A 15,930-nucleotide genomic window follows, 5' to 3' on the forward strand; every position below is an offset into this window, starting at 1 on the left:
AATATTTTACAGCGCGCCTTCGGACGGCTTCTTGCCGAGCTCGACGCCGAGCTGCTTGAGCTTGCGATACAGGTGCGTGCGCTCGAGGCCCGTCTTCTCCGCGACGCGCGTCATGCTGCCGTTCTCGCGCGCGAGGTGATATTCGAAGTACGCGCGCTCGAACGCATCGCGCGCTTCGCGCAACGGAATGTCGAACGGGATCGCGGCCGTCTGCCCCGCGAGGCCGAGTGCCGACGCCACGTCGTCGCCGAGCGTCGGCAGCGCAGCGGCGGACGCGACCGCCGCGGACCCTGCGGCCGGTCCGGCGCCGGCCTTCGCCGCCGCGTTCGCGGACACCGGTGCCGCCCCGCGGGCGAGACCGTGCTCGACGGACTTCAGCAGCTTCTGCAGGGCGATCGGTTTCTCGAGGAAATCGAGCGCGCCGATCTTCGTCGCCTCGACGGCCGTGTCGATCGTCGCGTGCCCGGACATCATGATCACGGGCATCGTCAGCAGCCCCTGCGCCGCCCATTCCTTGAGCAACGTGACGCCGTCGGTATCGGGCATCCAGATATCGAGCAGCACGAGATCGGGCGCCTGCTTCAGCCGGTATTCCCGCGCGGCCTGCGCGTTCTCCGCCGCCTCGACGACATGTCCTTCATCGCTGAGGATCTCCGAGAGCAATTCCCGGATGCCCATTTCATCATCTACCACCAGGATGGTTGCCATTTACGCTGCCTTTGTCTGCTCACTTGCTTTTGTCTTGGCGGATATCGTCCCGCCCTGCGCACCCGGTTCGGTGCCTGGCGTATCGCTCGCCATCTGCAGGAACAAGATCGACACCTGCGCACCCTCGACGGTCTCGCCGTGCATGCGATTGCGCAGATCGATCCGCGCTCCGTGCTCGTCAACGATTTTCTTGACCATGGCCAGCCCGAGCCCCGTGCCCTTCGCCTTCGTCGTCACGTAAGGCTCGAACGCGCGGGTCAGGATGCGTGCCGGAAAACCGGGCCCGTTGTCGGACACGGTAAGACGTACCGCGACGCGCGTTTTGCCCTCGGCGTCGGGATCGCCATATTCTACTGTCTTGGTTTCGATCAACACACGCGGATGCGCTGACTCCGCGACCGAATCCTGCGCATTCTGCAGCAGGTTGTGGATCACCTGGCGCAATTGCGTCGCGTCACCGCGAATCACCGGCAGCGACGGCGCGAGCTCGGCGACGATCGCGCTCTTGCCTTCGCCGACACCATACAGCCCGAGCACCTCGCTCGCCAACTCGTTCAACTGCAGGTTCGCGAGCACCGCCGGCGGCGTGCGCGCATATTCGCGGAAATCGTCGACCATCCGCTTCATCGCGGCCACCTGGTTCACGATCATCGTCGCGCCGCGCTTGAGTACATCCGCATCGGGCGGCGCAAGCTTGTCGGACAGCTTCATCTGCAACCGCTCGGCCGACAGCTGGATCGGCGTCAGCGGATTCTTGATCTCGTGCGCGAGCCGGCGCGCGACCTCGCCCCACGCGACCGAGCGCTGCGCGGAAATCACGTCGGAGATGTCGTCGAACACGACGACGTAACCGGACGTCTGCGGATCGTCGGCCTGCCCTTCGACCGTCGACACGAGGCGCGTGCCGCGCACGAGCAGCGTCAGCGGATCGGTCTCGCCCGGCACCTCGATCGCGAACTGCTGCTGCCAGTGGCCGCGATCGCCGCTGCCGCCGTCGGACGCCGCCTCGCGATCGGCGAACGCCTTGCGCACCATCGCGCCGAACCCGGCGGCCACGCCGATCCGGTCGAGCGTCGTGCCGATCAGCGAGTTGAACGGCTGCCGGAAGATCCGCTCGGCGCCGCGATTGGCCGTCGTCAGCCGGAACTGGCGGTCGAGCACGAACACGCCGGCCGTCAGGTTCGCGAGGATGCTCTCGAGATACGTCTTCGAATGCTCGAGCGCGACGCGGTTCTTCTCGACCGCGAGCCGCGCCTCGGACAACTGGCGCGTCATCGCGTTGAACGACTGCGTGAGGAAGCCGAGCTCGTCGCGCGTCTTGATCTCGCGCTTCGGTGTGTAGTCGCCTTCCGCGACCTCCTTCGTGCCCTGCGCGAGCAGGAACAGCGGACGCGCGAGCTGCTGGCCGAGCGCAAGCGCGAGCATCATCGCGATGAAGGTCGCGAGGAACAGCGCGAGCGTCAGCGTGCCGATGTACATCTTGCGCAGCCCCGTGCGGCCGAGCGACTTTTCCTGGTACTCGCGATACGCGCGCTGCACGGCGTCCGCGTTGTGCGCGAGCGTCGGCGGCACCGGCTGCGTGAGCTGCAGGAAGCGCTCCGCCGGCTGCAGCAGCGACGTCGTCGCATCGGGAATCGGCCGCACGACGCGCAGCCGCAGCGCGCCCTTCGCGCCATGCGCGCGCGGATCGCCGTCGACTTCGCCCTCGATCGCCGCATACGCGCCGTGTTCGCGCGCCTGGTTCAGCATCAGCGCAGTCGGCAGGTCGTCCGGAATCAGCGCCGCGAAATTGCCCGACGCCTGCGCGACGATGTGCAGTTCGGGCGCCGCCCCCGAGCCGCTGCGGCCCGGCTCGACGATCGTCGCGTCCTGCACGCCGAACTGGTCGCGCAGCCGCAGCAGCGTGAGCGTCGTGCCGTTCGTGTTCGCATCGACGCTCGCGAGCTGGTCGGACATCAGCCGCGCCTTCGTCTGCAGGTCGGACAGCGACGCATCGAGCATCCCGCGGCCGAGATTCAGGCCGGCGGTCAGCGCGGTCTCGACGTTCACGTCGAACCACGACTCGATACTGCGCGACACGAACTGGTACGACACGATGTAGATGATCCCGCCCGGCACCACGCCGACGAGCGCGAAGAACACCGCGAGCTTCGCCAGCAGCCGCGTGCCGAACTTGCCCCTCCTCAGGCGCACGACGATCATCCCGATCAGCCCGAGCACCACGAGCAGGAACACGAGCGCGACGACGATGTTCATCGCGTACAGCCACGAGTAGTAGCGGTCGAAGAATTCCGTGTTCGCACTCGCGGCCGCGAGCAGCACGAGCAGCAGCAGCGCGGTGAGCGCGACCGTCGAGACGATCACGCGAACGAGGAGGCTCTTCCCGCTGGCCGCGCGGCGCACTTTATTTAGCACGTTCGGTCACCGTGAAGTTGAAGCGCTTCCAGTCCGACCCGAGCGTCCAGTCGCGGTTGTTCACGGCATCGACCTGGAACGGCTTCGGCATCAGCGCCGTATCGAGCTGCATCCGCACCGACGCCGTGTAGGTTTCGCCCGAGCGCACCTGGTTGCGGTCGATCACGTGCCACGACGTGATGTGCCGGACGACCGCGAGCGCATCCTTCAACGACGGGAAGCCGAGCTGCAGGCCGCCCGTCGACACGCGGTACTCGCGCGTGAGCGGCTGGAACGACAGGCGGATCGTCTGCGTCACCGCCACCGGCTGCTCGTCGAACCAGTACCAGCGCGCACGGCTCAGCTCGAAGTCGGTCGTGAAATAAAGCGGGATGCCCTTGTTGACGGCATCCTCGAGGTTCGGATTCAGCTCGAAGTCGAAGCGCGCGTCGAGGCTCCAGCCGCTTCCGTCGGACTGGAGCGACGCGCGCTGCACGGCGATCGATTCGGCATGCGCCGGCCGGACGACGGCCACGCACAGCGTCAACGCGACCAGCAAGACGGCCGCGAGCCGAAATGGAAAAAGGTGTTTGATCGTCACCGTTTCTGAAACCGCGCGTAGAAAAATCCGTCGTGATCGGTGTTCTGGTCGAGTGCGCCGGCGGCCGCCCGTCCCTGCATGCCGCCCGGCAGCAGCTGGCCGGGGGCGTCCAATCGTACCGCATCTTCACAGGCCGCTTCAAACCAGCGGGCCTGCAATTCGCCTTCTTCTGGGAAGATCGAACAGGTCACGTAAAGCAGTTCGCCGCCCGGCTTCACGAGCGGCCACAGTGCCGACAGGATGCGGCGCTGTTCCGCGACGAGCGCCGGGATGTCGGCCTCGCGGCGCAGCCAGCGAATGTCGGGGTGCCGCCGCACGATGCCGGACGCCGAGCACGGCACGTCGGCCAGGATGCGGTCGAACGGGCGGCCGTCGTACCACGCGTCGGGCGCCCCCGCATCGCCGACGCACACGTCGGCTTCGAGCGACAGGCGCACGAGGTTCTCGCCGATCCGTGACGCACGCGTCGCGTCGCTTTCGAGCGCCACGACTTCCGCATCGGCCAGCTCAAGAATGTGACCGGTCTTGCCGCCGGGCGCCGCACAGGCGTCGAGCACGCGCATGCCGTCGCGCGCACCGAGCCATTCGGCCGCGAGCTGCGCGCCGGCGTCCTGTACCGACACCACGCCGTCGGCGAACCCCGGAATGCGCTCGACCGGCAGCGCCGACGCGAGCCGCACCGCATGCCGGCCGATCGCGGTCGCTTCGATCCCGCTCGCGCGCAGCGTATCGAGATACGTATCGACACTCGCGCGGCGGGCATTCACGCGCAGTGTCAGCGGCCCCTGGCGCTCGCCGGCCGCGAGGATCGCCTGCCAGGCGTCGGGCCACGCGCGCTTCACCGCATCGACCCACCATGCGCGGTAATTCCAGCGCGCGACCGGGTCATCCTGCATCGCCGCGACGAGCGTGTCGCGCTCGCGCAGGAAACGGCGCAGCACCGCGTTGACCATGCCCTTCGCGAACGCGCATTCACGTCGCGCGCCGATCACGGTCACGGCCTGATCGACCACCGTGAACGCCGGATACGCGGCATCGTCCGCCGGATCGAGCAGCAGCGCGAACGCGCCGGCAAGCACCGCCTGCACGTGCGCGGGCGGCGCCTTGCTGACGAGTTTGCCGATCAGCCAGTCCGCGCTGCCGAGGCGGCGCATCGTCCGGTAGGCGACGTCCTGCGTCGCGCCGCGCGCGAGCGTCTGCGCACCAGACGGCATCTGCGCAAATACCGCCGACAGCGCTGCCGGCAACGCGGTGCCCCGCCGCACCGCATCGACCGCCTGCGCGGCCGCGTCGAGCGCGAAGCCGAGCGAATCGGGCGCCAGATGCAGCGCGGCCAGGCGCGCCGGGCGGCCGGAAGAAGACGGATCGGAAGAACGGGTTCGTGTCATCGGTACGGAATCGGCAAACAGGCGCGGCAATCGGGCGCGGCAAACACATGCGGGAAACGGCGGGATCGCGGCCGCCATGCGGCCCTGCGATCCCAAACCGCGCATTGTAGCGTGCGACCGCGCGGCCCCTTTGGCCCTTTACCGCGCGCACAAATGAAACACCCCGCAGCGCGACGCATGCGGGGTGGCATGACGGCCCCCGTGCGGCAACGGCCGCACGGTACGCCGACGGTCAATCGAAGCGGCCGGTACGCGCCATCTCCATCAGGCGCGCAATGCGCTCCTCGGTGGCCGGGTGCGTCGAGAACAGGTTCTGCAGACCACCGCCGTGCAGCGGGTTCATGATCATCATCTGCGCGGTGGCCGGATGAGCCTCGGCCGCCTGGAACGGGATGCCCGCCGCATAGCGATGGATTTTGTCGAGCGCCGTGGCGAGCGACTGCGGATCGCCGGAAATCTGCGCGCCGCCGCGGTCGGCCTCGAACTCGCGGGCCCGCGAAATCGCCATCTGGATCAGCGCGCCGGCGATCGGTGCCAGCAGCGCGACCGCGATACCCGCGATCGGGTTGGCCGGCCGGCCGTTCTCGTCGCGCCCGCCGAAGAACATCGCGAAGTTCGCGATGGCGGAAATCGCACCCGCCATCGTCGCGGTGATCGTCGAGATCAGGATGTCGCGATGCTTCACGTGTGCGAGCTCGTGCGCCATCACGCCGCGCATCTCGCGCTCCGACAGCACGCGCAGGATGCCCGTCGTCGCGGCGACCGCCGCGTGCTCGGGGTTGCGGCCCGTCGCGAACGCGTTCGGCGCGTCCTCGTTGATCAGGTAGACGCGCGGCATCGGCAGGTTCGCGCGCGTGGCCAGCTCGCGCACCATCCGGTAGAACTGCGGTGCGGTGTTCTCGTCGACTTCCTGCGCGTTGTACATGCGCAGCACCATCTTGTCCGAGAACCAGTACGAGAAGAAATTCATGCCGAGCGCGAACAGCAGCGCGATCGTCATGCCGCGCGAGCCGCCGATCATTCCGCCGATCACGATGAACAGGGCCGTGATCCCGGCCATCAGCATCGCCGTTTTGACCCAATTGAACATACCCACTCCTTATCCGTCAGGGGACCCGCCACACATCACAGGGTGCGGCAGAAAATTGTAAGCGATTTGTTAGATAAGGTCTTGCCGGAAAAATTCAATCTCAGCGTTGCGATGTTGCGAGACGAAGGCCGAGGCCGACGAAAGCGCTGCCGACCGTACGATCGAGCCACTTCTTGACGCCCGGCTTGCCGGAAAAGCGCTGCGTGACGCTGCCCGCGACCCAGGCGAGCACGCTGGTCCATACCGTGCTCATCGCGACGAACACCGCGCCGAGGGTCAGGAACGCCCATGCCTTGTGCGGGCTGTCGGCCGACACGAACTGCGGGAAGAACGACACGAAGAACAGCACGACCTTCGGATTCAGCACGTTGGTCCAGAAGCCCTGCATGAACAGCTGGCGCAGCGGCTTGGCGGCCGCCGCCTGCGCGGTTTCGGCGCCCGACGGCGCGGCCGCCTGTTTCGCGATGATCATCCGCACGCCGAGGTAGATCAGGTACGCGGCACCGACCAGCTTGATCACCGTGAACGCGGTTGCCGACGCCGCGAGCAGCGCGGTCAGGCCGAATGCGCACGCGAGCGCGTGAACGCAGCAGCCGGCCGAGATGCCGAACGCCGACATCAGCCCCGCGCCGCGGCCCTGCGCGACGCTGCGGCCGACGATGTAGGCCGTGTCGGGGCCGGGCGTGATGTTCAGCAGGAAAACCGCGAACACGAAGAAGCCGAAGTGGGTGATGCCGAACATGGAAACCTCGAAACCGGGGAGCGCAGGGAAATTCTACGCGCGCCTGCCACGCCGCGCGACTCGGCCGTCCGGCCAATTGCGCCGGGCCGGCGAACCGTGTCGAATGGCGCTCAGGCCGCGTCAGTCAACGTCGGGCAGCGCGAAACGCTGGCCTGCGGCGAGCGGCGAACCGGCCAGGAATTCGCGCGCGGGCAGCCGCTTGCCGCCCGGCTTCTGCAACTGCGTGACGCGCAGCGCACCGTTGCCGCACGCGACGACCACGCCTTCCGGCGCGGCTTCGACGATCGTGCCGGGCGCCGCGTCGCCGCGCGCCGCCACGGGCTCGGCCGCCCACAGCTTGATTGCCGCGCCGTCGAGCGTCGCGACGCCGCCCGGGAACGGATCGAACGCCCGCACCTGGCGCGCAAGCACGTCGGCTGGCTTGCGCCAGTCGAGCGCCGCTTCGTGCTTGCCGATCTTTTCCGCGTAGGTCACGCCGTCGGCCGGTTGCGGCGTCGCCGGCAGCGTGCCGTCGCGCTCGAGCTGCACGAGCGCGTCGACGATCAGCCGCGCGCCGTCGGCAGCGAGCCGGTCGTGCAGCGTCGCGGTCGTATCGTCGGGCGCGATCGCGATGCGCGCCTCCTCGATCATCGCGCCGGTATCGAGGCCGACGTCCATCTGCATCAGCGTGACGCCCGTCTCGGCGTCGCCGGCCTCGATCGCACGATGGATCGGCGCGGCGCCGCGCCAGCGCGGCAGCAGCGATGCATGGATGTTGATGCAGCCGGCGCGCGGAATGTCGAGCACCTCCTGCGGCAGCAGCAGCCCGTACGCGGCGACCACCATCACGTCGTGCGGCGTCGTGCGCAGCAGCTCGATCGCATCGGCCGCCTCCGCCGGGTACTTGCCCGCACGGCGCAGCGACGGCGGCTGCGCAACGGGCATCCCGTGCTCGACGGCGTAGCGCTTCACGGCGCTCGCCTGGAGTTTCATCCCGCGCCCAGCGGGGCGATCGGGCTGGGTGAGCACGAGTGGCACCGGGAAACCGGCCTCGTGGATCGCGGCAAGGGCTGCCGCGGCAAATTCCGGCGTGCCGGCAAAAATCACGCGCAACGTATGGGTCATGACAGCGTTCGGGATCGGGCTGGGCGAACGCGCGTTACATCGCGCGTTCGAGTTTCTTCATCTTCGTCTTGATGCGCGTCTGCTTGAGCGACGACAGGTATTCGACGAACACGCGTCCCATCAGGTGATCCATCTCGTGCTGGACGCACACGGCGAGCAGGCCCTCGCAGTCGAGCTCGAAGGCCTCGCCCTGCTCGTTGAGCGCGCGCACGCGCACATGGTCGGGACGCTCGACTTCGTCGTAGATGCCGGGCACCGACAGGCAGCCTTCTTCATAGATCTGCTTCGCGTCGCTCGACCACACGATCTCGGGGTTGATGAACGCGCGCAGCTCGTTCTTCTCCTCGGAGACGTCGATCACGATCACGCGCTCGTGCACGTCGACCTGCGTGGCCGCCAGGCCGATGCCGGGCGCCGCGTACATGGTCTCGGCCATGTCGGCGACGAGCTTGCGGATCCGGTCGTCGACCTTGTCGACGGGTTTGGCGACCTTGTGCAGTCGCTTGTCGGGGTAATGAAGAATATTGAGCAAAGCCATGGTGTTCGGTATTCGGTGGAGCGGCGTGCCGCATCTGCCATCCGGCCGGCTGGCGCCGCCGCCGGGATGCAATGAAGATGAGGCGGATGCGCGGCGTATCAATGCCGCGGACGCGCCTCCTGCAATTGGCCGGGCGCCTGCGCGCACGGCCCTGTCGAGTATTTCGGATGATGAAAATTTTATCATGGCGCCACGCGCTCCGCTGGCCGCCGCATTCGAGGGGAGCCTCATGTCGCCGCAAGCGCTGACGCACGCCGCGCTGCGCGCGTGGCTGCAGCTCGCCCATGCCCCCGGCCTCACGCCCGCCGTGCTGCAGGTACTGCTCGATGCATTCGGCTCGCCGGCGGCGCTGCTGCGCGCGTCCGACCCGGCCATCGCCGCCGCGAGCAGCCCGGCTGCCGCGCAAGCGGTGCGCGCGAGCGAGCGCGGCGATCTCGATGCGCGCACCGGCGCCGCGCTCGCATGGCTCGACGGGCCGGGCAATCTGCTCGTCGCGCTGAACGATCCGGCCTACCCGCCCCGGCTGCGCGACCTGCACGATCCGCCGCCGCTGCTATATGTAAAGGGGCGGCTCGACCTGCTGCATGCGCGCGGCCTCGCCGTGGTCGGCAGCCGACATGCGACGCCGCAGGGGCTCGCCGACGCAACGCGTTTCGCCCGCACGCTGTCCGACGCGGGTCTCACGATCATCTCGGGCCTCGCGCTCGGGATCGACGGCGCCGCACATCGCGGCGGGCTCGACGGCCGGTCGGGCACCGTCGCGGTGATCGCGACGGGCGCCGATCTCGTCTACCCGGCGCGGCACCGCGCGCTCGCCCACGAGATCGCCGCACACGGCGCGACCGTGTCGGAATGGCCACTGGGCACACCGGCCCGCGCCGCGCATTTTCCGCAGCGCAACCGGTTGATCGCCGCACTCTCGACCGGCACGCTCGTCGTCGAGGCCGCGCCGCGCTCCGGCTCGCTGATCACCGCGCGGCTCGCGAACGAACTGGGGCGCGATGTGTTCGCGATGCCGGGCTCGGTCCACGCGCCACTCGCGCAGGGCTGCCACGCACTGATCCGCGACGGTGCGAAGCTCACGGCGACACCGCTCGACGTGCTCGAGGAATACGGGCTGGCAGAACCGGCGGCTCGCGCAGCCGGCCGCGCGGTACGCGCCACAAGCCAGAGGCCGAACGCCCGCGAAATCCGCGAACCCGAAACGGCCGGCGCCACGCCGATGGATCCCGCCGTAGCAGCCGCCGCGCCGGCCCTGAGCACAGCCCCGCCGCCGGACAACCCGTCCGAGCAGGCCGTGCTCGCCGCATTGGGATACGGCCCCGTTACATACGAGTGGCTCGCCGAGCACAGCGGCCTGTCCGACGACGTGCTGCATCGCACGCTGCTCGCGCTCGAGCTGGCCGGCCGCGTCGCGAGCATCGCCGGCGGCCGCTTCGCGCGGCTTGACGCCGCGCCCACCCCGCCTGTGCGCGGCGTGCTACATTCCCCGGCATAAGGGCGGCCACGCCGCCGACGATATCCAAGGAATTCCATGCCCGCGCTCAATCTCGACACCGATGCGGATCGGATCGCCGAGCGTCTCGCCGATCCCGGCACGTTGCTCGTCGCCTGCCTGTGCGCCGAGTGGTGCGGCACGTGCCGCGACTACCGGACGGCCTTTGATCAGCTCGCCGACGCGCATCCGGACGCCTGTTTCGCGTGGATCGACATCGAAACCCATGCCGACCGGCTCGACGATCTCGACGTCGAGAACTTCCCGACGATCCTGATCGAGGACGCCGACACCGCACGCTTCTTCGGCACGGTGCTGCCGCACGCGGCCATCGTCGAACGCATGCTGTCCGATCTGAGCGCGGTACCCGGTGCACCGCACGCACCGAAATTGCGCAATGTCCTGAACGTCGAAGCCTGAATTCCCGCGCCGGCCGGCGTTTTGCGCGCGATTGCGCGCCCCGCCGCGCCGGGCGCTTGCCGCCGTTGCAGCCCCCCTCTATGATGGGCCGCTTTTTACACGCTGAGCCGCCGTCGCTTCGGCGTGTGCTATAAAGCGGTCGTAAAAGGGACCCACAACCGGCGAACCCGGTCTACCAACACACACCTGTCATGTCCAAAGCACTGATCATTGCGGAAAAGCCTTCTGTCGCGAACGACATCGCACGCGCTTTGGGCGGCTTTACCAAGCATGACGAGTATTACGAGAGCGACGATTTCGTCCTCTCGTCCGCTGTCGGCCACCTGCTGGAAATTGCCGCCCCGGAAGAGTACGAGGTCAAGCGCGGGAAATGGAGCTTCGCGCATCTGCCCGTCATCCCCCCGCATTTCGACCTGAACCCGATCGCAAAAAGCGAGTCGCGCCTCAAGGTGCTCACGAAGCTGATGAAGCGCAAGGACGTCGATCGCCTGATCAACGCATGTGACGCGGGGCGCGAGGGCGAACTGATTTTCCGCCTGATCGCGCAGCACGCGAAGGCGAAGCAGCCGGTCCAGCGCCTGTGGCTGCAATCGATGACGCCGCAGGCGATCCGCGACGGTTTCGCGAACCTGCGCAGCGATTCGGACATGCAGCCGCTCGCCGACGCCGCACGCTGCCGCTCGGAAGCCGACTGGCTCGTCGGGATCAACGGCACCCGCGCGATGACCGCGTTCAACAGCAAGGGCGGCGGCTTCTTCCTGACGACCGTTGGTCGTGTTCAGACGCCAACGTTGTCGATCGTCGTCGAACGTGAAGAGAAAATCCGCCGCTTCATCCCGCGCGACTACTGGGAAGTGAAAGCCGAATTCGCATGCGCGGGCGGCTTCTACGAAGGCAAGTGGTACGACCCGAAATTCAAGCGGGACGAATTCGATCCGGAAAAACGCGACTCCCGCCTGTGGAGCCTGCCGGCCGCCGAAACGATCGTCGCCGCATGCCGCGACCAGGTCGGCACCGTCTCCGAGGAATCGAAGCCGTCGACACAACTGTCGCCGCTGCTGTTCGACCTGACGAGCCTGCAGCGCGAGGCGAACAGCCGTTTCGGCTTCTCCGCGAAGAACACGCTCGGTCTCGCGCAGGCGCTGTATGAAAAGCACAAAGTGCTGACCTACCCGCGTACCGACGCGCGCGCGCTGCCGGAAGACTACCTGTCGACGGTCGAGTCCACGCTCGAGATGCTCAAGGAGAGCAACAACTACCTGCCGCATGCGAAGCAGGTGCTCGACAAGGGTTGGGTGAAGCCGAACAAGCGGATCTTCGACAACTCGAAGATCAGCGACCACTTTGCAATCATCCCGACGCTGCAGGCGCCGAAGTCGCTGTCCGAGCCGGAGCAGAAGCTGTACGACATGGTCGTGAAGCGCTTCCTCGCGGTGTTCTTCCCGGCAGCCGAATTCCGCGTCACGACGCGGATCACCGAAGTCGCCGGCCATCACTTCAAGACCGAAGGCAAGGTGCTCGTCGAGCCGGGCTGGCTGCAGGTGTACGGCCGCGACGCCGAAGGCACGGACGCGAACCTCGTGCCGGTGCAGAAGAACGAGAAGGTGAAAACGGACGAAATCGCCGCCGTCTCGCTCGTGACGAAGCCGCCCGCACGCTACTCGGAAGCGACGCTGCTGTCCGCGATGGAAGGCGCGGGCAAGCTCGTCGAGGACGACGAACTGCGCGAGGCGATGGCCGCGAAGGGTCTCGGCACGCCGGCGACGCGCGCGGCAATCATCGAAGGCCTGCTCGGCGAGAAGTACCTGCTGCGCGAGGGCCGCGAACTGATCCCGACCGCGAAGGCATTCCAGCTGATGACGCTGCTGCGCGGCCTCGGCGTGAAGGAACTCACCGCGCCCGAGCTCACCGGCGAATGGGAATACAAGCTGTCGCAGATGGAGCGCGGCAATCTCGGCCGTGACGCGTTCATGCAGGAAATCGCCCGCATGACGCAGCAGATCGTCAAGCGCGCGAAGGAATACGATTCCGACACGATCCCCGGCGACTACGCGACGCTCGAGACGCCGTGCCCGAACTGCGGCGGCCAGGTGAAGGAAAACTACCGCCGCTTCGCGTGCACGAAGTGCGAGTTCTCGATCTCGAAGATCCCGGGCAGCCGGCAGTTCGAGATCCCGGAAGTCGAGGAGCTGCTGCAGAAGAAGGAAATCGGGCCGCTGTCCGGGTTCCGCAGCAAGATGGGCCGCCCGTTCTCGGCGATCCTCAAGCTGTCCTTCGACGACGAGACGAAGAACTACAAGCTCGAGTTCGATTTCGGCCAGGACCAGGGCGGCGAGGACGGCGAAGCGCCCGATTTCTCCGCGCAGGAACCGGTCGGCGCGTGCCCGAAGTGCAAGGGCCGCGTGTTCGAGCACGGGATGAGCTACGTGTGCGAGCACTCGGTGGCAAACCCGAAGACCTGCGACTTCCGCTCGGGCAAGGTGATCCTCCAGCAGGAAATCACGCGCGAGCAGATGGGCAAGCTGCTGGCCGACGGCCGCACGGACCTGCTGCCGAGCTTCAAGTCGTCGCGTACCGGCCGCAACTTCAAGGCGTTCCTCGTGAAGCAGCCGGACGGCAAGATCGGCTTCGAGTTCGAGAAGAAGGAACCGAAGGCCGCCGCGGCGAAGAAGACGGCGAAATCGGCGACGAAGGATGCCGAAACCGTGACGGAAGGCGCCGAAGAGAAACCGGCACCGGCCCGCAAGACCGCCGCCCGCAAGACGACGGCGCGCAAGACGGGCTCGTGACGTTCCGGCCGCCGGGGCCACCCCCGGCGCGTCGTGCTCCGGCACGCAGCCAATAAAAAACGCGGATCGATTGCTCGATCCGCGTTTTTCTTTGTGCCGGCGAAAACCGCCGCCTGGCGCGTCGCGCCGTTACAGCGGCGACGGCACCGCAACGCGCGCGCGCGGCGAACGCGGCAGGCGCGGAGACAGGTTGGGATCGGCCGCCTCCGGCTGCTCGGCACGCGTCTCGACGCCGATCGGTGCGAGCCCGGTGCTCTGCGCGGCCCACTGCTCGCCCATCATCGCGTCGGTCGAGTGGCTGAAATGCTCGACGAGGTGATCGATGAACGTACGCACCTTCGCCGGCAGATGGCGTCGGCTCGGGTAAGCGATGTTGATCTCGACCTGCGGCAGCCGGAAATCCGGCAGCAGCCGCACGAGCGCGCCGCGCGCGATGTCGCTGCCGATCAGGTAGCTCGGCAGGATCGCGACACCCATCCCGAGCAACGCGAACTGGCGCAGCATCGCGGTGTTGTTCGCGACGATCACGTTGGTCGGGCGCACGCGCACTTCGCCGTCCGGCCCCGTGAACACGCGCTCGTCGCCCCAGTATTCGGTCGGCAGGCTCAGGCTCGGATGCTCGGTGAGCTGCTCCGGATGGGTCGGCACGCCGTGCTTCTCCAGATAGCTCGGCGTCGCGCACACGGTCATGCAGCCGGTGGTCAGGCGCCGCGTGACGATGCTTGCGCTGCGCATCTGGCGCGTGACGACGATGCCGACGTCGAAGCCTTCCTCGACGAGATCGACCTGCCGGTCGACCAGCGTGAGATCCGGCACCACTTTCGGGAAATTCTCCGTGTACGACTGCAGCACCGGAGCGAGGTTGTGCAGGCCGAACACGACCGGCGCAACGATGCGCAGCGTGCCGACCGGCTCGTGATTGCGTGCGACGACCATCTGCTCGACATCCTCGAGCTCATCGAGGATCTGGCGGGCACGCTCCAGATAGACCTGACCCGACTCCGTCAGGGAGAGGCTGCGCGTGGTGCGGTTGAGCAAACGCGTACCGAGCCGACCTTCCAGGTCGGCGACGTGGCGCGTCGCAACCGCGTTGGAAATATCCATTGCGCTCGCGGCCCGCGCGAAACTGCCGAGATCTGCAACCTTGACGAACACGCGCATCGACTGCAAATGATCCATAAACGACTCCTGCCGCTGTTACAACTTCAAAAAGATGAAGCAAATGCGTAATTCTCCTACGACAGCGGAAATGATGCAGAGTTGCTCAACAAGGGGGTTGTTGACGATAAAAATAGTCAAAAATCCTCGCCTTCTGCGGATAGTTGATCCAATTATTCTGCTTGGAGCAACAATTGGGTGAACCTCGTCGAGTAAGCGGCTGAATCAGGAAGGACGTGTTTGATGCGACACAACAGCGCACCCCTCCGTACCGCACGCAAGCGCCGCCAGATCAGGCTCCCGCCAATTGCGGCGGAGCGTAACAACCTGTTAAAAAGACACCACGAAGGTGGCCGACGTAGCATCATGTCGGCCCCGGCCGGGCGGGTCGGGTGCGCAACGTGCGCCGCCGCCACCGCCGCTTTCAACGCGCGACACCCCGTTCACCATGAAAATTGCCATCCTCGACGACTACCAGGACGCCGTCCGCAAGCTGAACTGCTTCGACATGCTTGCCGGCCACGACGTAAAGGTCTTCAACAATACGGTGCGCGGCCTGGGTCAGCTCGCGAGCCGTCTGGCGGAAGTCGAGGCGCTCGTGCTGATTCGTGAACGGACCCCGATTACCTCGCAGCTGCTCGCCAAGCTGCCGAACCTGCGCATGATCAGCCAGACCGGCCGCGTGTCGAGCCACATCGATCTCGAAGCGTGTACCGACCGCGGCATCGCGGTGCTCGAAGGTACCGGCTCACCGGTCGCGCCCGCCGAACTGACGTGGGCGCTCGTGATGGCCGCCCAGCGCCGCATTCCGCAATACGTCGCGAACCTGAAACAGGGTGCGTGGCAGCAGTCGGGCCTGAAGACGTCGGCGATGCCGCCCAACTTCGGCCTCGGCCAGGTGCTGCGCGGCCAGACGCTCGGCATCTGGGGCTACGGCAAGATCGGCCGCCTCGTCGCCGGCTACGGCAAGGCGTTCGGGATGAACGTGCTGATCTGGGGCCGCGAGCACTCGCTCGAAGCCGCGCGCGCCGACGGCTACACGGCCGCCGAGAGCCGCGAAGCGCTGTTCGAGCAGAGCGACGTGCTGTCGCTGCACCTGCGCATGCACGACGACACGCGCGGGATCGTGAAGCAGGAAGACCTGATGCGGATGAAGCCGACGTCGCTGCTCGTCAACACGAGCCGTGCCGAGCTGCTCGAGGAAAACGCACTCGTCAACGCGCTGTCGCACAACCGTCCGGGGATGGTCGCGATCGACGTGTTCGAGAGCGAGCCGATCCTGCAGGGCTACAGCCTGCTGCGGATGGAAAACGTGATCTGCACGCCGCACATCGGCTACGTCGAACGCGAAAGCTACGAGCTGTATTTCAGCGCGGCATTCCGCAACATCCTCGCATTCGACGACGGCGACATGTCGAGCCTCGCCAACCCGGAAGCGCTGACGCCGATCCGCAAACGCTGATCGCTCGGGCTGCGCGCGTCGCGCAGCCCCGCCGCTCCATT

Annotated in this window: 13 protein-coding genes; 4 read left to right on the forward strand and 9 right to left on the reverse strand. The window is 67.1% G+C overall.

The annotated features are described in order from the left end of the window. Nucleotides 1–6: 6 nt before the first annotated feature. The 8 genes from esaR to def form a co-directional block, all read right to left on the reverse strand. On the reverse strand, nucleotides 7–708 hold the full coding sequence (esaR, locus tag AC5LXK_RS16505; RefSeq protein ID WP_493389755.1) for a response regulator transcription factor EsaR: 702 nt from the start codon (nucleotides 706–708) through the stop codon (nucleotides 7–9). Then, nucleotides 709–3,123, reverse strand: a complete 2,415-nt coding sequence (esaS, locus tag AC5LXK_RS16510; RefSeq protein WP_493389756.1) for a sensor histidine kinase EsaS — start codon at nucleotides 3,121–3,123, stop codon at nucleotides 709–711. Continuing rightward, complete coding sequence (locus tag AC5LXK_RS16515; RefSeq protein ID WP_493389757.1) at nucleotides 3,113–3,703, reverse strand: DUF4390 domain-containing protein; 591 nt, start codon at nucleotides 3,701–3,703, stop codon at nucleotides 3,113–3,115. Before AC5LXK_RS16515 ends, esaS begins: the two co-directional genes overlap by 11 nt. Further along, nucleotides 3,700–5,091 carry a 16S rRNA (cytosine(967)-C(5))-methyltransferase RsmB gene (gene rsmB, locus AC5LXK_RS16520; RefSeq protein ID WP_493389758.1) on the reverse strand — a complete coding sequence of 464 codons (1,392 nt, stop codon included), beginning with the start codon at nucleotides 5,089–5,091 and terminating at the stop codon, nucleotides 3,700–3,702. The genes AC5LXK_RS16515 and rsmB overlap by 4 nt, the downstream gene beginning before the upstream one ends. A 232-nt stretch (nucleotides 5,092–5,323) precedes the next feature. After that, the gene (gene htpX, locus AC5LXK_RS16525) at nucleotides 5,324–6,181 is read right to left on the reverse strand and encodes a zinc metalloprotease HtpX (RefSeq protein WP_174388628.1); all 858 of its coding nucleotides are present in this window, start codon (nucleotides 6,179–6,181) and stop codon (nucleotides 5,324–5,326) included. Nucleotides 6,182–6,281: 100 nt separating this feature from the next. Continuing rightward, the gene (locus tag AC5LXK_RS16530; protein WP_493389759.1) at nucleotides 6,282–6,923 is read right to left on the reverse strand and encodes a LysE family translocator; all 642 of its coding nucleotides are present in this window, start codon (nucleotides 6,921–6,923) and stop codon (nucleotides 6,282–6,284) included. 120 nt (nucleotides 6,924–7,043) lie between these two features. Next, the gene (gene fmt, locus AC5LXK_RS16535) at nucleotides 7,044–8,027 is read right to left on the reverse strand and encodes a methionyl-tRNA formyltransferase (protein ID WP_493389760.1); all 984 of its coding nucleotides are present in this window, start codon (nucleotides 8,025–8,027) and stop codon (nucleotides 7,044–7,046) included. A 34-nt stretch (nucleotides 8,028–8,061) separates the two neighbouring features. Then, complete coding sequence (gene def, locus AC5LXK_RS16540; RefSeq protein ID WP_493389761.1) at nucleotides 8,062–8,565, reverse strand: peptide deformylase; 504 nt, start codon at nucleotides 8,563–8,565, stop codon at nucleotides 8,062–8,064. Between the two features lie 184 nt (nucleotides 8,566–8,749). On the opposite strand from def, the gene dprA reads away from it, so the two are divergent. From dprA to AC5LXK_RS16555, 3 genes are all read left to right on the forward strand, one after another. Then, complete coding sequence (gene dprA / locus AC5LXK_RS16545) at nucleotides 8,750–10,063, forward strand: DNA-processing protein DprA (RefSeq protein ID WP_493389762.1); 1,314 nt, start codon at nucleotides 8,750–8,752, stop codon at nucleotides 10,061–10,063. A gap of 36 nt (nucleotides 10,064–10,099) precedes the next feature. Next, nucleotides 10,100–10,480, forward strand: coding sequence for a thioredoxin family protein (locus tag AC5LXK_RS16550; RefSeq protein WP_493389763.1), 381 nt, complete (start codon nucleotides 10,100–10,102; stop codon nucleotides 10,478–10,480). A gap of 191 nt (nucleotides 10,481–10,671) precedes the next feature. After that, nucleotides 10,672–13,269, forward strand: a complete 2,598-nt coding sequence (locus AC5LXK_RS16555) for a DNA topoisomerase III (protein WP_493389764.1) — start codon at nucleotides 10,672–10,674, stop codon at nucleotides 13,267–13,269. A 129-nt stretch (nucleotides 13,270–13,398) separates the two neighbouring features. Here AC5LXK_RS16555 and AC5LXK_RS16560 read toward each other — a convergent pair whose 3' ends face one another. Further along, complete coding sequence (locus AC5LXK_RS16560) at nucleotides 13,399–14,448, reverse strand: LysR family transcriptional regulator (RefSeq protein WP_493389765.1); 1,050 nt, start codon at nucleotides 14,446–14,448, stop codon at nucleotides 13,399–13,401. Between the two features lie 427 nt (nucleotides 14,449–14,875). Between AC5LXK_RS16560 and AC5LXK_RS16565 the strand changes: the two genes are divergently transcribed. Then, nucleotides 14,876–15,889 (forward strand): D-2-hydroxyacid dehydrogenase family protein, encoded by a 1,014-nt coding sequence (locus AC5LXK_RS16565; RefSeq protein ID WP_493389766.1) that lies wholly within the window; start codon nucleotides 14,876–14,878, stop codon nucleotides 15,887–15,889. Nucleotides 15,890–15,930 lie beyond the last annotated feature (41 nt).

The organism is Burkholderia pulmonis, assembly GCF_984667975.1.